The sequence below is a fragment of the Streptomyces avidinii genome, assembly GCF_045161815.1.
GTDB classification, from domain to species: Bacteria; Actinomycetota; Actinomycetes; order Streptomycetales; family Streptomycetaceae; genus Streptomyces; species Streptomyces avidinii.
This window is the reverse complement of sequence record NZ_CP108863.1, coordinates 6,987,629-7,007,771: the sequence shown is the minus strand read 5'-3', so window position 1 is coordinate 7,007,771 and position 20,143 is coordinate 6,987,629. Positions and strand designations below refer to the sequence as shown.

The following is a 20,143-nucleotide window of genomic DNA, read 5'->3' as shown; positions in this document are numbered from 1 at the left end:
TCCCGTGATCCGGTGATCCCGTGATCCCGTGATCCCGGATCCCTGAGTGAACGTGAGGACCCGGTGGCCCGGCGGCCACCGGGTCCTCGCACGTTCCGCCGGACCCGGCCTCGTACGCTGCTCGGGTGATCACACACGTCACCGCGTCCGACGCGGACTTCGAGGAAAACCGTCCCCGGATGTTCGGCATCGCCTACCGCATGCTCGGCTCCGCCGCGGAGGCCGAGGACGCCGTGCAGGACGCGTACCTGCGCTGGGCGTCCGCGGACCGCGAGGCCATCGAGCACCCGGGCGCCTGGCTCGCCAAGGTCGTCACGAACCTCTGCCTCAACACCCTCACCTCGGCACGGGTCCGGCGCGAGGAGTACGTCGGCCCCTGGCTGCCGGAGCCCGTCCTCACCGACGACGGCACCCTCGGCCCGCTGGACTCCGCGGAGCAGCGGGACAGCGTGTCCATGGCCCTGCTGGTGCTGCTGGAGCAGCTCACCCCGGTCGAGCGGGCCGTCTACGTCCTGCGCGAGGGCTTCGCCTACAGCCACCGGGAGATCGCCGCCGTCCTGGACCTCACCGAGGCCAACTGCCGGCAGCTCTACCGGCGGGCCGCGGGCCGGGTGGCCACGGACCGGGCTGCCACTGCGGAGGCCCGCTTCACGCCGGACCCCGAACGGTGGCAGAGCCTCGTGGAGACCTTCATGACGGCGGCGCGCGGCGGGGACCTGGCCCGGCTGGAGGGGCTGCTCACGGCCGACGTCCGGTTCGTCTCGGACGGCGGAGGCGTGGTCAGCGCGGCGCTGCGGCCGATCCTGGGCCGGGAGAAGGTGGCCCGGTTCGCGGTCGGGGTGCTCAAGAAGTACGCCGGGGGCCTGCCGGTCAGCGTTGCGGAGATCAACGGATCGCCGGCGCTGCTCTTCGGCGAGAGTGCCGTTCTTCTGGTGGAATTCGAGAACGGGCTGGTCAGCGGTCTCAGCACGGTGCTCAACCCGGAGAAGCTGGAATTCCTCCGGCGGCAGCTGTCACGTTCCTGAGGGCTGTCCGGTCTCCGCTGGTGAAGGCACCGCATCGGCGAAAGGCGAACGCATGAGCACCATCCTCGTCACCGGAGGCACCGGCACCCTGGGCGCACCGGTCGTCGCGCGGCTCCGGGACGCGGGCCACGAGGTCCGCGTCCTGAGCCGGCGCTCCCCCGAATACCCGGTCGACCTGATGGACGGCAGCGGGCTGGACGCGGCGACGGCCGGAGCGGAGGTGATCGTCCACTGCGCGAGCAACACGCGTGGCGGGGGCAAGAACGACGAGGTCGCCACCCGGCACCTCATCGACGCGGCCCGGCGGGCGGGAAGCGTCACCAACATCGTCTACATCTCGATCGTCGGGGTGGACGTGGTGCCGTTCGGCTACTACCGCACGAAGCTGAAGGTGGAGCAGCTGCTGGAGCGTTCCGGGCTCGGTGTGACCATCCTGCGCACGACGCAGTTCCACGACCTGGTGGCGCAGGTGGTGGACATGGCGGCGAAGCTGCCGCTCGTGCCGGTGCCGGTGCCCGGCGGGGTGCGGGTGCAGCCGATCGCCGTCGGGGAGGTCGCGGAGCGCCTGGCCGGGCTGGCGGTCCCGACCCCGGCGGGCCGGGTCACGGACATGGGAGGCCCGGAGATCCACACCCTGCCGGAGCTGGCCCGCACCTACCTGGCGGCGACGGGTCGTCGCCGCCGGGTGCTCCCGATCCCCCTGGCGGGCAAGGCCTACGCCGCCTTCAGGCGGGGCGGCAACCTGGCCCCGTCGCACGCGGTGGGCCGGGGCACCTTCGCGCAGTTCGCGGCAGCGGCGGGGGCTGCGGCGGGGCGGGACTGACGGGTGCGGGGTGGCTCCGGGGCCGGGGCCACCCCGCACCGGGCGATCCCCTATCCGCCGAACAGCACGGCCTGCGCGGCCTCCCGCGCCGCCAGTTCGGCTCCCGCCAGGACCGCCGGGTCGCCCAGCGTCGTCGCGCGGACCTCCGTCGGCACCGGGGTCAGTTTCGCCAGGCTGTGGGCGACCCTCGCGGCCAGGGCGGGGCCGCCCGCCCGGCCCAGTTCGCCCGCCAGGACCACGCAGCCCGGGTCCAGGATCGCCGCGGCCGCCGCCGCGCCCAGTGCGAGGCGTTCGGCCAGGGCTTCGAGGAACGCCTCCCCCGCCGCCCCGGCCACGGCCTCCTCCGCGGTCCCTGCGAATCCGTGCGTGCGCGCCAGCGCGGTCACCGCTTCGCGGCCCACCAGGGCGTGGAACCCGCCCCCGCAGTCCGCGGCGGAGGGCAGGCCGCCGGTGCCGGGCACCGGGAGGAAGCCGATCTCGCCCGCCCCGCCGGAGGCGCCCCGGCGCAGCCGGCCGTCCAGGACCACGGCTGCGCCGACGCCCGCACCGAGCCACAGCAGGACGAAGGAGTCCAGGTCGCGGGCGACGCCCAGGCGCTGCTCGGCGAGGGCGGCCAGGTTGGTCTCGTTCTCGACGACGACCACGGCGGGCAGGCTCCGCTGCAGGGCAGTGACCAGGTCCCGGTGCCAGGCCGGCAGGCCGGAGGTGTCGCGGAGTTCGCCGGTGGCCGGGGCGACCAGGCCCGGGGCGCCTACGACCACGGTGTGCAGTTCGGCGGCCCCGGCCTCGCGCGCGGTGCGCAGCAGGGCCGCCACCGCGTCCTCGGGGGCGCCGACGGGCAGGGCGGCCTGGGCGAGGGGGCGGCCGAGGAGGTCGGTGACGACGGCGGTGACGCGGTCGGTGCGCACGTCGAGGGCGGCGAGGTGGGCGCGGTCGGCGACGATCCCGTACAGCTTGGCGTTGGGGCCGCGGCGCTGTGCGCCGGATTCGCCGGCGACCTCGATGAGTCCGGCTTCGGTGAGCCGGTCGACCAGGTCGGCGACGGAGGGGCGGGAGAGGCCGGTCATGGTCTTGAGCTGGGTGGCCGTCAGTGGCCCGGACTCCTGGAGGAGTTGCAGGGCGAGGCGGTCGTTGATGGCCCGGGCCGTGCTGGGCGAGGCGGGGGCCGGTACCTGGGTGCTGGCGGGGGCAGGAATCACGGCGCCCATCCTAGGGAGTCGGGCCCGTTATCTATCAGGCAGGGTCCCTGATAGTTTAATCCTCATGACCGGGGACACCGACCTCAGCCCGGCGCGCCTGCGCCATGCCCGCTACGCCATCGCCGCCGTCTTCTGCATCCACGGCGCCGTCACCGGCTCCTTCGCCACCCGTATCCCCTGGATCCAGGAGCACGCCCAGCTCAGCGCGGGCACCCTGGGTCTGGCCCTCGCCGCGCCCGCGGTGGGCGCGGCCCTCGCGATGCCGCTGGCGGGCCGGATCAACCACCGGCTCGGCGCGCGTACCGCGCTGCGGGTGCTGCTCTCGCTGTGGACCCTCTCGCTGATCCTGCCGAGCCTCGCCCCGAACCTGCCGACCCTGTGTCTCGTGCTCTTCGTCTACGGAGCCACCGCCGGAATGTCGGACGTGGCGATGAACGCGCTGGGCGTGGAGACGGAGAACCGGCTGGGCCGCTCGATCATGTCCTCGCTGCACGGCATGTGGAGCGTGGGCGCCCTGCTCGGCTCGGCCGCGGGTACGGTCGCCGCGCACACCGGGGCGGACGCCCGGCTGCACCACCTGGTCGCCGCGCTGGCCCTCACGGCGGCCGGCCTGTTCGCCGCAGGGGGCGTGCTGGACCTGAGGAGCGACCAGGAGGCGCCGGCGCCGCCGCACTTCGCACTGCCTCCCAAGTCGGCGTTCCTGATCGGGGCCGTCGGCTTCTGCGCGGTGTTCGCCGAGGGCGCGAGCCTGGACTGGTCTGCGGTCTACCTGCGGGACGTCCTGCACACGGACGCCGGCCTGGCCGCCGCCTCCACCACCGCCTTCGCGCTGACCATGGCCGTGGCCCGGCTGGTCGGCGACCGTGTGGTGGACCGGTTCGGGGCGGTGCGCACGGTCCGGGCCGGCGGTGTGCTGGCCACCCTGGGCGGGCTGCTCGTGGTCGGGGTCCGGCATCCTGCCGGCGCGCTGGCCGGGTTCGGGCTGATCGGGCTCGGCATCGCGGTGGTGGTCCCGCTGGCCTTCGCGGCGGCGGGGCGCAGCGGGCCGGCGCCGGCCCAGGCCATCGCGGGTGTGGCGACGATCACCTACACCTCGGGGCTGATCGCGCCGTCGGCGATCGGCGCGGTGGCGGACGCGACCTCGCTGGTGGTGTCCTTCGGGCTGGTCACCCTGCTGGCGTTCGCGCTGATCGCGGGCGCGACGGTACTGCGCCAGGGGCCGCCGGTCGGGCAGGCTGGGGGCGGTCCCGGCGGGGCCACGGCAGGGTCCGGGGCCACCGACCTCGACGAACCTGCCCAAACCCGGCCGTAATATGTCGACCGGCCGCAGCGGCACGCACTCCGTGCGCTGCGGCCTCGATGTGTGAGCAGCAGCCGGAGAAACGGAGTGGAACATGGGCCTCGGCGTGGGCTGGACCCTGCACGGAGACGGGCGGACTCCCGCCCCCGGCGCGGTGGTCCGGCCGGAGGAGCGGCTGTCGTGGCCGCGGACCGCCGGGCTGGGTGCCCAGCACGTCGTGGCGATGTTCGGAGCGAGTTTCGTCGCTCCGGTCCTGATGGGCCTGGACCCGAACCTGGCCATCATGATGTCCGGCGTGGCGACGGTGATCTTCCTCCTCGCCACGCGCGGCCGGGTCCCGTCGTACCTGGGCTGTTCGCTGTCGTTCGTCGGTGTCGCGGCGGCGATCCGGGCCTCGGGCGGCGACAGCGCGGTGGTCACGGGCGCCGTCTTCACCGTCGGTGTGGCGCTGTTCCTGGCGGGTCTGGCGGTCCAGCGGTTCGGTGCCCGGATCATCCACGTGGCGATGCCGCCGGTGGTGACGGGCGCGGTGGTGATGCTGATCGGCTTCAACCTGGCGCCGGTGACGGCGAGTACGTACTGGCCGCAGGACCAGTGGACGGCGCTGTTGACCATGCTGTTCACCGGGGCGGCCGTGGTCTGCCTGCGCGGGTTCTGGTCGCGCATCGCGATCTTCCTCGGTCTGCTCTTCGGGTACGGCATCTCCTGGATCTTCGACCTGCTCTTCGGCAGGATCCACTCGACGGTGGGCGGGGAAGCGGCCGTCGACCACTGGCGGCTCGACCTCTCCGCGGTCGGCAAGGCCGACTGGATCGGGCTGCCGTCCTTCCACGCGCCCGCCTTCGAGTGGTCGGCGATCCTGATCGCCCTGCCCGTGGTCATCGCGCTGATCGCCGAGAACGCCGGGCACATCAAGGCCGTCGGGGAGATGACCGGCGACCCGCTCGACGACAAGCTGGGCACGGCCATCGCGGCGGACGGTGCCGCGTCGATGCTGTCCACGGCGGTCGGCGGCCCGCCGAACACCACCTACTCCGAGAACATCGGCGTCATGGCGGCCACCCGGGTCTACTCCACGGCGGCCTACTGGGCGGCCGCCGGCTTCGCGCTGCTCTTCGGCCTGTGCCCCAAGTTCGGTGCGATCGTCGCCGCGATCCCGGGCGGGGTGCTCGGCGGCATCACCGTCATCCTCTACGGAATGATCGGCCTGCTCGGCGCCCAGATCTGGATCACCGGCCGGGTGGACCTGCGCAACCCGCTGAACCTGGTGCCGGCCGCGGCGGGCATCATCATCGGCATCGGCGGAGTGAAGCTCCAGATCACCGACACCTTCGAGCTGGGCGGCATCGCCCTGGGCACGATCGTGGTCATCACCGGCTACCACGCACTGCGATACCTCGCGCCCGCGCACCTCAAGCACGAGCCCCTGCTCGACGAGGGCACCTCCGCCTACGACGACGACTCCGGGGACGGCCAGGACAAGCCCCGTTGACGGTGTTTCGCCCGAACCGGGGAAGCGTACGGCCAAGTTCCCCGGATCCGCGTCGGCGCCTGCGACTCTGCCCCCATGGATGCGGTGCTGGCGCGGATGCGCGCCCTGGAGGAGCGGCTCCCGCCGCAGGACGGCGTCGCCGTCTTCAACCGGGTCTACCTGACGGTGACGGAGACCCTGCACCGGCGGATCGAGCACGGCGGGTTCCCGGCGCCCCGGCGGGCGCAGACCCTCAGCGTGCGGTTCGCGGAGCGGTACCTGACGGCGGTGGAGGCGGAGCGGGCCCCGGCCTGCTGGCGCCCGCTGCTCCAGTACCGCCGCCATCCCGGGATCCGGCCGCTCCAGCACGCGTTGGCCGGGATCAACGCGCACATCGGCCACGACCTGGCCCTCGCCGTGGTGGCCACCTGCGGTGAGCTGGGCTGCGAACCACGGGCCCTGGAGGCGGACTTCGACCGGGTCGGCGACACCCTGGTCTCCCTGGAGGAGCACATCCGGGAGGACCTGATGCCGGGCCCGGACCTCCTGCAGGTCGCCGACCCCCTGACCCACCTGGTCGGCTCGTGGAGCCTGGAGCGCGCCCGCACCGGCGCCTGGTCGGCGGCCCGGCTCCTGTGGACGCTGCGCCGGGTACCGGAACTGGCCGAGGAGTTCACGGACTCCCTCGACGCGGGCGTGGGGCTGGTCGGCCGCTGCCTGCTGACCCCGCGGGGCTGACACGCCGTCGGTGGGCAGGGAAACACGACGGGGCCGTCTCCCCCACCTGTCGTGGGAGGGACGGCCCCGCTGTTCGAAACGCCCGGTCCGGCGGTGCCGTTACGGCTGGTAGATGTCCTTCCAGCCGTTCCAGTGGCCGTTGGCCGTGCGGGTGGTCTGGCTGATGGTGCCGTTGGCGATGGCGGTCAGCCGGAAACCGTCCCCCACGGGGGTGGCGAGGAGCTTGCGGGTGTAGCCGGGATCGCCCACGAGCGCGGTCACGTCTCCCCACGCGGTCCAGCTGCCGTCGGCCCTGCGGGTGGTGTGGTGGATGCGGCCCTCGGAGGCCGCGCCGAGCTGGAACTCCCCACCGGTGCCGGCGGCTGCCGATGCGTCGATCGAGGTCAGCGGCTTCGTGAGGGGAAGCTGCGTGAAAGCGGACCAGTTTCCGGGGCTCCCCTGACCCCCGTGGTAGGCCAGGCCGGCCGAGAGGATAGCCAGCTGCGGCTGGCCGTTCACCGAGGCGAGGGCGATCTGGTCGAGCTGTGCGGGGGTACCCGGGACGAGCCGCCAGGGGTCCCAGCGGTCGGGATAGCGCGTCGTCAGGTAGACCTTGCCGTCCGCAACGGCTGCGACGACCATGTTCCAGCCGTCCTGGGCCGCCGCGATCTGTGTCACCCTCGGCAGCCCGCCGGCAGCGGCGGTGGCATCACCCCAGGCCTGCCAGGAACCAGGGAGCCGCACGGCGTGGTGGATCTTGCCGTCGGCCAGTGCCAGCACGTGGAGCTGGCTGTCGGCGCCGATGGTGGCCACCTGTTCGACGTTCGGGAGCGCGCCCGCGACAGGTGTCGTGTCTTCGACACTGCCTCCGGTGAACCCGTGCCACACGCGGCCCTCGACGACCGCGACCATGTGGCCGCCCTGGGTGGTGGTGGCATCGGCGAGGGAGGTGGCCGTGTTGTTGTCGTCCCACTGGAGGCCGCTGTTGAGAGTGGCCTCGGAGTCGTTGCCCGCCTTGTCGGTGGCATAGGCCTTGATCTCGTAGCGCCCCTCACCCATCTTGGGCAGCAGTACCGCGGCCTTCCCGTGCCAGGCCTCCACCCGTCGGGTGGGCTGATCCGTGTTGATGCCGAACCGGTAGGTCTGGACGTGCTCCCCGCCCGTGGCGCCTTCCGCGGTGAGGGTGGCGATGCCCTTGACGGGATCGATCTCGATCTTCGGGGCAGGCGGAGTGGTCCGCTTCACGGTGAACCGGCCGCCGCCCTGCCACGCGGACGCGCTCGTACCGTCGTCGGCCTGCACTTCCCAGGCGTACGACTCGTCCCAGGGCAACCACGTGTCGGGGATGCGGAAGTCGGCGATACCACCACTGGGAACATTGACCGTGGCTTCGTTGAACCAGCCGCCGCGGTCGACGTAGTGCACGCGGAAGCGGGCGGTGACGTTCCCGCTGTCGGGGTCGGAGACCCGTGCCCGCAGGTGTACACCGGTTGCGAGGTTGGTCTTGCCGATGTAGCCCTGGGCGGTGGGCTGCGGAGTCATCTGCAGCTCGCCGGGGGCATTCGGCGTCTGGTTGTACTCGACGGAGAGGGTGGCGCTGTTGAGGAACTTCTTCCAGCCGAAGGTGTCGGACTCGTTCTCCGCCTTCAGCCCCAGGGTGACGTCGGACCAGCCTGCCGCGGCCACTTCCTTCATCTTGTTGGTGACGTCGAACTCCACACCGCCGGCCGGGCAGTTGGGCCCCCAGCCCTTGGCCGTGTTCACCGTGGCAAGGTGCTGGGTCCAGCCCGGCTGGTTCCGCCACGTGGTGCTGGAGCTGATCGCTCCGGTGAACCAGAGCTGTACCGGTCGGGCCTCGCAGGACCAGGACCATTCGAGCTGGGTGGAGAACGTGCCCCGGATGACGTTCTTACCGGCCATCCCGGCCGTGTCCATCCGGTACAGCGACCGGGAGAGACCGTTGGACTCGTTCTCGTAGCCGACGCGGGCCAGTTCGTTCTTGTTCCAGTACGCGGTGTCCTGGAACTTCTTGTACACCCGGGTCCAGGCGATCCGGCCGCCGCTCATCCACGGGTCGATGAAGACCGGGTAGACGGTGTCCTTGCCCTTGAGGATCTTCTGGTCCGGAACCACCTTCAGGGTGGTGCCGTCCACCTTGGTGGCCATCGGGGCCTGCTTGGCGTTCAGACCCGGCTCCCAGGCGGTGGAGGCGCTGCCGTCCTTCGCCGCGGGGGCGCTGCCGTCCTGCGCAGCGGGGGCGCTCCGGGCCAGCAAGGCGACCTTCTGCTGCCCGGCGGTCGGCGTCGACTCCCACATGGTCGGGGTCGGCCCACCGAAGACGATTCTCCCGGCGGCGTCCTTGGCGGTCAGGTTGCCATGGCCGTCGGCGGCCACGGCGAGGTTCTTGGCCTTGAGGCCGAAACCGATCTCGGTGAGCTTCGGATTCGCGGCCGCCTCGGCCGACTTGACCTCGAGGACCTGGGAGAAGCCCTCGATACCGGCGCGGACCTTCAGGTCCACTCCCGGGAGCACCTCGGGGTAGGTGGCAGTGTCTCCGCTGATCCGCGGCTTCGGCAGAGCCTGGGGCCAGGTCAGGGATATCTCCTTGTCCCCGTCGGTGAGGCTGACCAGTGGTCCCGTCCCGCCACCGGACAGCGAGAGGGGAAGGAGCGAGGCCTTCGGGGTCAGGACTCCCTTGGCAGAGACCTGGAGGGAGGCGTCGAGGTCCACCCACTTACCGGCCTTCTTGACCCACTTGGGGCTGGTGTGGCGCTCCAGGGTGAAGGTTCCGGAAGGGTTCGCGAGGGTACGGGTGTCCTCCGTCCGCTGCTCCAGGATCTCCACCGGCTTCCCGCTGGAGCGAGCGCTGTTCTGCGCCTTCTGCTCCGGCGTCATGCCCTTCACGTCCACGGTCGGCAAAGCCGTGGGGGCGGAAGTCGCGTGGGCGGGCGTCAGGCTGACGCACAGACCGGTGAGCGCGAGCACGGCCAGGGCGTTCGGCCAGGCCTGTGGTCGTCGTGGGCTCCTCGAGGGAGGGGCGGAGTGCATGGCGAAACCATCCAAGGGTGACGGCGATCGGATTGGCGACCGCCTCGTCGGCGGCACGCGTGAAGAGTTCAGGGGCTCCGCGTCCTAGCGGGTGGATGACCGAGGGCGAGCCGAAGATCACACGCACCCAGAACCTTACGGAACTAGATCATACTTATACTCATTCTTGACCTTCCCCTGGGTTTACAGACCCATCGGAAGGGGTTCGTCCGGTTCCACTTTGGGACTACCTTGACTTATACATGACCGTGACGGGATTGATCGTTTACTGTGTGCGTGATAGGAGCGTTGATCGTCAACGCGCCTCAATCTGCATAGAGGAACTGCGTGAGTCCGTCGCAAATACCCCGGAGAACCGAGCCCCATTGGAGCTCCGACAACGTATGGAACTGGCCCAAATACATTCGCCGTTCCGCCCAGGCCATTGCCATTACGGTCAGCTCCGCCCTGCTGGTCTCGGCAGGCGTGAGCACCGCGGCCGCGGCCACCGAGAAGTTCAAGGTCCGCGCCACCCAGAGCGAACCGGTACTCGCCGGCGCCTCGGTCCCGCTGAAGTCCGCGCCGAAGAACGAAGCGGCGCAGAACGCCCAGAAGAAGGCTCCCAAGGTCACCTGGCCCAAGGGCGGCGATGCACTCCTGGAGCCCGGCTCCACCGTGGCTGCGCGAGCGCAGACCGCTGCTCCCGCCCGCAGTGACGTCGGCGGCCTTCCCGTCGGAATCCGTTCCACGGCAGTCCCGTTCACCCGAGCGGGAACGGCGGCCGCTCCGGCCGCCCCGGCCAATGTGAAGGTCTCGGTCAAGAACCAGGCCCACGCCGAGAAGGCCGGCATCAACGGTGTGCTGATGGCCGTGGAAGCGGGCGCGGGTGCACCTTCGCCCGGCAAGGTCGAACTCGCCCTCGACTACTCCGCGTTCGCGGGAGCGTTCGGCGCGAATTTCGCGGGCCGCATGCGCGTCGTGCAGTACCCGGCCTGTGTGCTGACCACGCCGGAGAAGGCCGAGTGCAAAACCGCGGCCCCGGTCGACAGCGGAAATGACGTCAAGAACAAGACGCTGACCGCCCGGATCGCCCTGCCGGGTACCGGTACCGGTTCTGGCACCAAATCACCTCAGCAGCTCTCCGCGATGAGCGCCGCCGCCGCGGCTCCTATGGTCCTGGCCGCCGAGGGAGGTGCCTCCGGCACCGGCGGGGACTTCAAGGCGACACCCCTCGCCCCCACATCGAGCTGGCAGTCCGGCGGGGCCTCCGGTGACTTCAACTGGACCTACCCCATGTCCACCCCGGAGGCTCCCGGAGATCTCTCTCCCGAGCTCGGGCTGAACTACTCCGCGCAGAGCGTGGACGGCCGCATGGCCGCCGGCAACACCCAGCCCTCGCAGGCGGGCGACGGGTTCGAGCTCACCTCCGGCGGCTTCATCGAGCGGCGCTTCCAGCCCTGCTCGGACGTCCCCGGCTCCGGAGTGGCCTACAAGGACGGCAAGGGCGACCTGTGCTTCGCCTCCGAGAACGCCATGCTCTCCCTCAACGGCTCGGGCACCGAGCTGGTCAGGGATGATGCCACCGGCACCTGGAAGGGCGTCAAGGACGACGGCTCCAGGATCGAGTACCTCACCGGTGCCAGCAACGGGGACGCCGAAGGCGGCTACTTCCGGCTGACCACCGTCTCCGGCACGGTCTTCACCTTCGGTCTCAACCGGCCGGGCAACTGGAAGGCCGGTGACCAGGAGACCAACTCCGCGTTCACCGTCCCGCTGTACGGCAAGGACGGCGGCAAGCAGCGCGCCTGGCGGTACAACCTCGACCACGTCTCCGACGTGAGCGGGAACGCCATGGTCTACTACTACGCCAAGGAGACCAACCGGTACGGCGCGGACAAGAAGCTCCAGGGCGTCGAGTACACCCGCGGCGGCCACCTCAGCCGTGTCGAGTACGGCCTGCGGACCGGCGCCGAGTACGGCACCAAGGCCCCGGCCAAGGTACTGATCGAGACCGGCGAGCGCTGCCTGCCCGGCGCGGACTGCTCGGACGCCAAGTTCACCAAGGAGAACGCCAAGAACTGGCCCGACGTACCCGTCGACCAGTACTGCGCGCCCGGCAAGGAGTGCAAGAACCAGCACTCCCCGACCTTCTGGACCCGCAAGCGGTTCTCGGCCATCAGCACCCAGGTGCTCACCCGGGGTGCGTACAAGGACGTCGACCGCTGGGACCTGACCCACTCCTTCCCCCAGACCGGCGACGGCACGAGCAACGGCCTGTGGCTGGCCTCGGTCAAGCACACCGGCAAGACCAACGGTGACCTCAGCACCCCGGAGATCACCTTCTCCGGCCAGCAGCTGGCCAACCGCGTGGACGGCCTGGAGGGCCTGCCGCCCTTCATCCGCTACCGGATCAACGCCATCAGCACCGAATCCGGTGGTCTGATCGGCGTCACCTACTCCGCGCCCGAGTGCAACCGCGACGGCACCCTGCCGGCTTCGGACGCCGACAACACCCTGCGCTGCTATCCGGTCAACTGGTCCGCTCCGGGGCAGCCCATCGGCCCGGACGGGCGGCCCAAGCCGTACAAGGACTACTTCCACAAGTACGTCGCCACCCAGATCATCGAGAACGACCTCGTCGGCGGATCCCCGTCGACCGTCACCCGGTACGAGTACTCCGGTGCCCCGGCCTGGGCGTACGACACCTCCGAGTTCCTCCGCGACACCGAGCGCACCTGGAACCAGTGGCGCGGCTACGGCAAGGTCATCACCCGCACGGGCGACGGCGCCGACCAGCGCACGCGTTCGGAGAACGTCTACTTCCGGGGCCTGGACGGCGACCGCACCGCTTCCGGCGGCACGCGCACCGTCAAGGTCGCCGACTCCGAGGGCAACCAGACCACCGACCACCTCTCGCAGGCCGGTGGTACCCGGGAGACCCTCAGCTACAACGGTGACGGCGGCCCGCTGATCGCGGCGACCTCGTACGAGCCGTTCATCAGCGCCGCGACCGCGACGCGCAACCGCACCGGCACGACTCCGCTGACCGCGCACCGGTTCAACAACGGCGCGCAGCGCACCCGCACCGCCGTCGAGGGCGGCTTCCGGCGCACCGCCGTGGAGAAGACCTACGACGAGCACGGCCTGATCACCAAGGTCAACGACCTCGGCGACACCTCCACCGCCGGCGACGACCGCTGCGTCCGCTCCGAGTACGCCCGCAACGCGGGCAAGCACCTGCTCGACCTGGTCTCCCGTCAGGAGACCGTCTCGGTCGCCTGCGGCGCCACCGTCCAGCGGCCCGCGCACGTCATCTCCGACGAGCGCACCCACTACGACGGCAAGGGCTTCGGCGGAACTCCGGAGCGGGGCGACGCCACGGCTGCGGAGGAGCTGGCCGAGTACGTCGGCGGGCAGCCGCGCTACGTGGTCACCGGAACGGAGAAGTTCGACCAGTACGGCCGCTCCGTGGAGACCACGGACGTCCTGGGCAACACGTCCGGCACCGCGTACACCCCGGCCACCGGCGAGATGCCGCACCAGGTGGTCACGACCAACGCGCTCGGGCACACCGAGACCGAGATCATCGACCCCACCCGGGGCCGGACCCTGACCGAGATCGACGCTGACGGCCGCCGCGAGGAGTCCGAGTACGACGCCCTCGGCCGCCTGGCCAAGGGCTGGTCGGCGGGACGGACCCGGGACCAGAAGCCCGACGTCGAGGTCTCGTACCTGACGCGCAAGGACGGCCCCTCCGCCGTCACCACCCGCACCCGCCTCGCGGACGACACGTACACCGTCAGCCACGAGCTGTACGACGGTCTGATGCGCCCGCGTCAGACCCAGGCCACGCGCGCCGATCTCAACCAGAACGACGAGGCGCGCTCCGGCCGCGTCGTCACCGACACGGTGTACGACTCCCGTGGCCTGCAGGTCAAGGCATCGGGTCCCTACCTGGAGAAGAGCAACCCCGCCACCACCCTGGTCTCCGTCCCGGACAACCAGATCATCCGCCAGACCGGATACCTGTACGACGGTGCCGGGCGCAAGACCGCCGAGCTGTTCTACAGCCTCGGCACGGAGAAGTGGCGCAGCACGACCGTCTACGGCGGTGACCGTCAGCACGTCGTCCCGCCCCAGGGCGCGACCGTCACCACCACCATCGGCGATGCCCGCGGCAACACCGTCGAACTGCGCCAGTACAAGGGCCGCGAGGCCGGCGGCGCGTACGACAGCACCCGTTACGAGCACGGCCCCGGTGGTGAGCTGCTCAAGGTCGTCGACCCGGTCGGCAACACCTGGACGCACGAGTACGACCTGCGCGGTCGCAAGACCAAGGACACCGACCCCGATCGCGGCGTCACCACGTACACCTTCGACGACGGTGACCAGCCCGTCTCGACGACCGACGCCCGCGGCAACACCGTGCACGCCTCCTACGACAAACTCGGCCGCCGCCTCGCGGTGCGCGACGGGGGACCTTCGGGACAGAAGCTCTCCGAGTGGACCTACGACACCCTGTCCAAGGGCCGACCGACGTCCTCGACCCGCCACGTCGACGGCAAGGCGTACACCACTTCGGTCCTCGGCTACGACGACAGCGGAACTGCAACCGGATCCAGGACCACGGTTCCGGAGGGGCTGGGCAAGCTCTCCGGAAGCTACGAGTCCAAGGTCGACTACGACAGCGTCGGCAAGCCTGTCTCCGCGCACCTGCCCGCCGTGGGCGGACTCGCCGCTGAGAAGGTGGACTTCGGCTACAACGCCGCAGGGGTGCCCAGCACCCTCAAGGGCGCGGCCGAGTACGTCAGCAGCAGCCGCTACACCCCCTTCGGCGAGCTCATGCAGTACATGCAGGGCGCCAAGGGCAAGCGCATGATCCATACCAACTACCTGGACGACTCGACCCGCCGGGTCACCAAGTCGTTCGCGGACCGTGAGGTCGCACCGTCCGCTCTGTCCGAGGTCGACTACGCCTACGACCCCGCGGGCAACATCACTTCTCTCAGCGAACTGCGCGAGGGGACCACCCGCGACACGCAGTGCTTCTCCTACGACTACCTGCGTCGTATGACCGAGGGTTGGACCGCGAAGACGACCTGCGCGGGCGGACCGTCCGCGGCCACCGTCGGCGGTGTGTCGCCGTACTGGCACTCGTACACGTTCGACCCGACGGGCAACCGCACCAGCGAGACCAAGCACGACGTCGGCAACGGCGAGACCCGCCGCACCTACACCTACCCGGCCGCCAAGGGCAACCAGCCGCACGCCCTGAGCGGCGTCGACGTCGTCGAGCCCACCGGGACCCGCAAGGACTCCTACGCCTACGACGCCACCGGCAACACCACCCTCCGCAAGGTCGGAAACTCCGAGCAGAAGCTGGAGTGGGACACCGAGGGGCAGCTCACCAAGGTCACCGAGGGCACCAAGGTCACCGAGTACGTCTACGACGCCGAGGGCAACCGCCTGCTGCGCAAGGACCCTTCGGGCACCACGCTCTACCTGGGCACCACCGAGGTGGCCTTGGCTCCGGACGGCAGCACGAAGGCCACCCGCGGGTACGGGTTCAGCGGCTCGACAGTTGCCGTCCGCTCCTCGGACGGGAAGGTCTCCTACCTTTCCGCCGACCACCACAACACCGCGACCATCTCGGTGGACGCCGCGGGTTCGATGACCGCCACCCGGCGGGACATGACCCCCTACGGTGAGACACGGGGCGCCGCGCCGCAGGCGTGGCCGGACCAGAAGGGCTTCGTCGGCGGCACAGTCGACGCCTCCACCGGTCTGACCCAGCTGGGCGTCCGCTCCTACGAGCCGGCCACCGGGCGCTTCCTGTCGGTCGACCCCTTGATCGACATCGACGACCCGCAGCAGATGAACGGGTACGCGTACGCGAACAACAACCCGGTGTCCATCTCGGACCCCGACGGCAAGATCATCCCCATCCTCGTCGGCATAGCCATCCGCATCGCCGCCCAGCGCATCGCGATGGAGATCGCCCGCCGCGCCGCTATCGAGGCCGCCAAGAGGGCAGCAGCCGAGCTCGCGAAGCGTCTCGCTGTAGAAGCCGCCAAGAAGGCTGCTGCCGAAGCCGCCAAGAAGGCAGCGGAGGAAGCGGCGAAGAAGGCAGCGATCGAGGCTGCGAAGAAGGTGGCACTGGAAGCCGCCAAGAAGCAGGCGGCGAAGGAAGCCGCCAAGCAGGCGGCCAAGAAGCAGGCGGCGAAGCAGGTCGCCAAGAAGCCGCAGGCAAAGGCGGCGCCGAAGCAGCAGGCGGCCGCGAAGAAGGCCCCGAAGGCCAATCAGAAACCGCCGAAGCAGCAGCAGAACGCCCCGAAGAAGGGACCGAACGACGAACTCAAGAAAGAGCTGATGGACATTGGAAAGGATCACATCACTGAGATGCTGGCCGAGCATGCCAGAGGGGAGCGAAGTCACGCGCCCGGTGCATTCAGCGTTGGTCGGGACTCCACCACCGGCAAGACGTATCTCGGCGCAAGCGGCTCTCCGGACAACCTTCACCCGACCGTGCGGAACCTTCTCCCGAGGACTTCCCAGCACCCCAAGGGGCGACCGCCACAGGTTTGCGCGGAGGCACGCATGTGCACCAATGCCCTCAACGACGGAGCGAAACTGAAGAACCTGGACATAGTCACCGTAAACACCAAGGGAAAAAAGTTCGGCGCATGTGAAAATTGCTCGACATGGATCTTCTCAGTAGTGAGGAACGTACTGACCGGATGAACATCGAGAACGAGCGTCCGAACCTGGACGAGGTCGTAGAAGCCCTTCCCGGGGCGACGGCCGTGGAGTACGGGGACCTGGACGTCGAGACGATCTGCGACCAGTACCGGGAAGAGGGATACGAGGTCACTCCCCGCCTGCTCGACTTCCTGGAACAGTATCGAGAGATCACCATCTCGTGGCTGCACCAGGGTAGATCCGAGACTGAACTGGAGATCAGTATCGAGGGTGCCCTGAACGAGCACATCATCCGCATCGGGTACTACGTGAAGATCGCCGGCAAGGGATTGCTCCCTGTCGGAACGGCTTTCGGTGACAGCACGGTCCTCCTGTCGGATGACGGCGACATCTACTTCGGCGACGTCGCGGGCGTCCAGCGGGTCGGCCACGGGTTCCTCCCGTCGATGACCGCACTGATCTCGGACAACTGGGACAAGGCGTACCTCATAGAACCCTGACGGATCTCCGTCCACGGAAGCCCTGCCGGATTCTCCGGCAGGGCTTCTGCCGTTCCGGGCCGTGGAGTCCGGCAGCGGATATGGAAAACGGGCCGTCCCCGCGCTGCTCGCGCGGGGACGGCCCGTGGCCCTTGGACCCGGAGGGGTCAGTCCTCGGGGAGTTCGACCGGGGCGATGTCGTCGTAGACGTCGCCCGGGCCCGGGTTGGTGGAGTCCGTGGAGCCGCCGAGGTGGTGCATGACGCCCCAGACGGCGTTGAGGGCGGTCTGGACCGCGCCCTCGGCCCAGCCGGCCGTCCAGGAGATGTCGTCGCCCGCGAGGAAGATGCCGCGCTTGTCCTCGGGGAGGCGGTCCTGCATGAAGTGGGTGAAGAGGCGGCGCTGGTAGCGGTAGTGGCCCGGGAGGTTGGCCTTGAACGCGCCCATGAAGTAGGGCTCGTCCTCCCAGGAGACGGTGACCGGGTTGCCGATGATGTGGCGGCGGATGTCGACCTTCGGGTAGATCTCGCCGAGGGACTTCAGCATGACCTCCATCCGCTCGTTCGCGGACAGCGGCAGCCACTTGAGGCTGTCGTCGCACCAGGTGTACGAGAGGCAGATGACGGCGGGCTTGTCAGGGCCGTTGTCCAGCAGGTACGTGCCGCGGGTCATCCGGTCCGTCAGGGTCATCGACATGACGTCGCGGCCGGTCTCCTCGTCCTTGTCCAGCCAGAACGGCCGGTCGACGGGGACGAACAGCTTGGACGACTCCATGTAGTGGGTGCGCTCGATCGCCGTCCAGTGGTCGATCGGGAACAGCGTGTCGTCGCACTCGATCTTCGACAGGAGCATCCAGGACTGGGCCGTGAAGATCGCGGCGCGGTACGTGCGGATGTCGCCGGAGGAGTCGGTGACCGTGATGCGGTTGCCGGCCGTGCGGTGCAGGCGGGTGACCGCCGGGCGCGGCGTGCCGCCGTGCAGGGAGGACAGCGAGGTGCCCCGGTCCCAGTGCACGATCTTCTCCGGCTCGCGCTCCCACAGGCGCAGCGGCAGCTGCTGGGAGCCGCCCACGATGCCGCGGTGGTGGTCGTCGGCCTCGGTGTAGACGACGCGCAGGATCTCCAGGATGGAGTTCGGGAAGTCGGTGTCCCAGCCGCCCGTGCCGAAGCCGACCTGGCCGAAGATCTCGCGCTTGCGGAAGGACTTGAAGGCCTCGGACTTGCAGAGGAAGCCGTAGAAGGTCTCGTCGTCGAGCTTCTCGACGAGCTTGGCCCAGATCTCGCGGATGCGCGGGACGTCCCGCTCGCGCATCGCGGTGTTCATGTCGGAGAAGTCGGCGCCCTCGTCGAGGCAGGCGTTCCAGGCGGCGGACACGTCGCGGTAGATCTGCGGGAGGTCCGCGATCGTCTCGGCGTAGTGCGACTCGCCCTTGAGGTCGACGACCGTGGAGGGGGTGGACTCGGCGAGCGGGTTCGGGAAGGGCTCGGTGACCAGGCCGACGAGGTCGATGTAGTGCTGCAGGGCCGTGGAGGACGGCGGGAAGCGCATGGCGCCCATCTCCGCGGTGAGGCCCTCGGTCTCGGCGCCCTCGAAGCCGACGGTGCGCAGGCGGCCGCCGATCTGGTCGGCCTCGTAGACGACGGGCTTGAGGCCCATCTTCATCAGCTCGTACGCCGAGATGATGCCGGACAGCCCGCCGCCGATGACGGCGACCTCGGTGCCGAGCTCGGTCGCCGGTATCTGGCCGAGGCCCGCCGGGTGGGCGAGGAAGTCGTCGTACGCGTACGGGAAGTCCGGGCCGAACATGGTGATCGGCGGCTGTCCGTCGCTGTGCGGGACGGCGGTGGTGGGCACCGTGGACGTCATGGGGGTACGTCTCCTTGCGGCAGGGCTGGGGGAAGAGAGGTCTTAGACGAGGGAGGCGTAGAGCCCGGGTCGGCGGTCGCGCAGGTACGGGTTGTTCTCGCGCGAGGCCGACAGCAGCTCGGGATCGGCCTCGCCGAACACCAGCTCCTCGCCACGGCCGGCCCGGGTCCGGGTGACCCCGTCGGGGCTCGCCAGGCAGCTGAGTCCGACGAACTCGAACTCGCCTTCCGGGCCGGTGCGGTTGACGTACGCGATGTACATCTGGTTCTCGAAGGCCCTTACGGGCACCAGCTGTTCGGCGACGAACTGGAACGGGTGCATCTGCGCCGTCGGCACCAGGAGGAGGTCGGTGCCGGCGAGCGCGTGCGCCCGGACGTTCTCGGGGAACTCCACGTCGTAGCAGATCATGATGCCGATGCGGAGACCGTTCAGGTCCGCCTGGACGACGGGGGTGTCGCCGGGGGTGAAGGCGTCCTGTTCGAAGCAGCCGAAGAGGTGGGTCTTGCGGTAGTTCGCCAGCGCCGCGCCGTCGGGGCCGATGAGCTGGGCGGCGTTGTGGACGACGCCGTCCGCGCTCTCCGGGTAGCCGTAGAGGACGGCGACCTTGTGGCGGCGGGCGATCTCGCCGATGGCCCGTGCGGAGGCACCGTCGGCCGGTTCGGCGAGGCCGGGGATGTCCTGGAGGTCCAGCGCGTAGCCGGTCAGGAACATCTCCGAGGTCACGAGCAGCCCGGCCCCGCTCTGTGCGGCGCGCGCCGCTGCCTCGTCGAGCGCCTTGAGGTTCTCGGCGGTGTCGCCGAGAACGCCGGAGCTCTGGAGGAGGGCGGTGCGCAGCGGGGGCATGGGCTACCTCTGTGACAGGCGGGGTGGGGGTCATAAAACGGTACGTTCGCGCGTTCGACCCCGGCAAGCCGTGAGCGTTGCGCTCCGCGCATCGATTCGTTGCGTGTTCTACGGCTGCCGCGGCGATTCGTTGCGCGGGCGCCTCGCGCGCCCCGTCATGGCCCCCGAGCGACCCCGGAGCGGCCCCCGCTACGCGCCCGCGCGGAAGGCCGGGTGGCGGGCCAGGAAGCGCAGGTCGTCGAGGATATCGGGGGTGTGGTCGGAGACGACGCGGCCGCTCCAGGTGTCGACGAGGGCGGGGACGGTGAGGGCACCGTCGAAGTGGTGGCCGGTGGCCTCGTAGGCCAGGCGCAGCGCGGTGTACTCGGCCCTGCGGGGGTCCGTACCGAGGACGGTGGCGGTGATCGAGTCCGCCAGGCCCAGCGCCGCGAGGGCGGCGGTGACCTGCTGCGAGCGGGGACAGTCGGCGCAGAGGTAGAGGTGGTAGCGGTGCGGGACGGGTGAGAAGCCGGCTCCGATGCGGCCGCGCGGGGCGGGGGCCGGGCCGGTGCGGGGCAGGACGGTGCGGGTGCGGGGCAGGACGGTGTGCGACATGGCTCTCCCGGGGTGGAGGACTGCACGGCTGGGCTCCGGGCGGCGCGGTGCGCGCACCCGGTCCGGGTCACTCGTCTTGGAGGGGTCAGCCGCGCGGGCCG

The 20,143-nt window shown here is 70.2% G+C and carries 12 protein-coding genes; 7 read left to right on the top strand and 5 right to left on the bottom strand.

Annotated features, from left to right (window positions below; all coding sequences use genetic code 11):
• Nucleotides 1-125: 125 nt before the first annotated feature.
• On the top strand, nucleotides 126-1,025 hold the full coding sequence (locus tag OG373_RS31675; protein WP_405441787.1) for an RNA polymerase sigma-70 factor: 900 nt from the start codon (nucleotides 126-128) through the stop codon (nucleotides 1,023-1,025).
• 52 nt (nucleotides 1,026-1,077) lie between these two features.
• Nucleotides 1,078-1,848 carry an SDR family oxidoreductase gene (locus tag OG373_RS31670; protein ID WP_405441785.1) on the top strand — a complete coding sequence of 257 codons (771 nt, stop codon included), beginning with the start codon at nucleotides 1,078-1,080 and terminating at the stop codon, nucleotides 1,846-1,848.
• Nucleotides 1,849-1,898: 50 nt separating this feature from the next.
• On the opposite strand, the gene OG373_RS31665 is transcribed toward OG373_RS31670, so the two are convergent.
• Nucleotides 1,899-3,056, bottom strand: coding sequence for an ROK family protein (locus OG373_RS31665; protein WP_405441784.1), 1,158 nt, complete (start codon nucleotides 3,054-3,056; stop codon nucleotides 1,899-1,901).
• 55 nt (nucleotides 3,057-3,111) lie between these two features.
• On the opposite strand from OG373_RS31665, the gene OG373_RS31660 reads away from it, so the two are divergent.
• The 3 genes from OG373_RS31660 to OG373_RS31650 all read left to right on the top strand — a co-directional run bounded on the left by OG373_RS31660 (nucleotide 3,112) and on the right by OG373_RS31650 (nucleotide 6,556).
• A complete protein-coding gene (locus OG373_RS31660; RefSeq protein WP_405441782.1) occupies nucleotides 3,112-4,359 on the top strand; it encodes an MFS transporter in 1,248 nt (415 codons plus the stop codon).
• A gap of 82 nt (nucleotides 4,360-4,441) precedes the next feature.
• Complete coding sequence (locus OG373_RS31655; protein WP_405441781.1) at nucleotides 4,442-5,839, top strand: uracil-xanthine permease family protein; 1,398 nt, start codon at nucleotides 4,442-4,444, stop codon at nucleotides 5,837-5,839.
• 75 nt (nucleotides 5,840-5,914) lie between these two features.
• A complete protein-coding gene (locus tag OG373_RS31650; protein ID WP_405441780.1) occupies nucleotides 5,915-6,556 on the top strand; it encodes a DUF5995 family protein in 642 nt (213 codons plus the stop codon).
• Between the two features lie 99 nt (nucleotides 6,557-6,655).
• Here the strand turns inward: OG373_RS31650 and OG373_RS31645 are convergent, their stop codons facing one another.
• Nucleotides 6,656-9,583 carry a DNRLRE domain-containing protein gene (locus OG373_RS31645; RefSeq protein WP_405441778.1) on the bottom strand — a complete coding sequence of 976 codons (2,928 nt, stop codon included), beginning with the start codon at nucleotides 9,581-9,583 and terminating at the stop codon, nucleotides 6,656-6,658.
• Between the two features lie 465 nt (nucleotides 9,584-10,048).
• On the opposite strand from OG373_RS31645, the gene OG373_RS31640 reads away from it, so the two are divergent.
• Nucleotides 10,049-16,303: an RHS repeat domain-containing protein gene (locus OG373_RS31640; RefSeq protein WP_405441776.1), complete on the top strand. Its 6,255-nt coding sequence runs from the start codon at nucleotides 10,049-10,051 to the stop codon at nucleotides 16,301-16,303.
• Nucleotides 16,300-16,761, top strand: coding sequence for an SUKH-3 domain-containing protein (locus OG373_RS31635; RefSeq protein ID WP_405441774.1), 462 nt, complete (start codon nucleotides 16,300-16,302; stop codon nucleotides 16,759-16,761). The genes OG373_RS31640 and OG373_RS31635 overlap by 4 nt, the downstream gene beginning before the upstream one ends.
• Before the next feature lie 146 nt (nucleotides 16,762-16,907).
• On the opposite strand, the gene OG373_RS31630 is transcribed toward OG373_RS31635, so the two are convergent.
• The 3 genes from OG373_RS31630 to OG373_RS31620 form a co-directional block, all read right to left on the bottom strand.
• Nucleotides 16,908-18,605, bottom strand: a complete 1,698-nt coding sequence (locus OG373_RS31630) for a flavin monoamine oxidase family protein (protein ID WP_405441773.1) — start codon at nucleotides 18,603-18,605, stop codon at nucleotides 16,908-16,910.
• 42 nt (nucleotides 18,606-18,647) lie between these two features.
• Entirely contained in the window at nucleotides 18,648-19,448 is an 801-nt protein-coding gene (locus OG373_RS31625) for a carbon-nitrogen hydrolase family protein (RefSeq protein ID WP_405441772.1), read from the bottom strand.
• 189 nt (nucleotides 19,449-19,637) lie between these two features.
• A complete protein-coding gene (locus OG373_RS31620) occupies nucleotides 19,638-20,042 on the bottom strand; it encodes a hypothetical protein (RefSeq protein ID WP_405441770.1) in 405 nt (134 codons plus the stop codon).
• Between the last annotated feature and the right edge of the window lie 101 nt (nucleotides 20,043-20,143).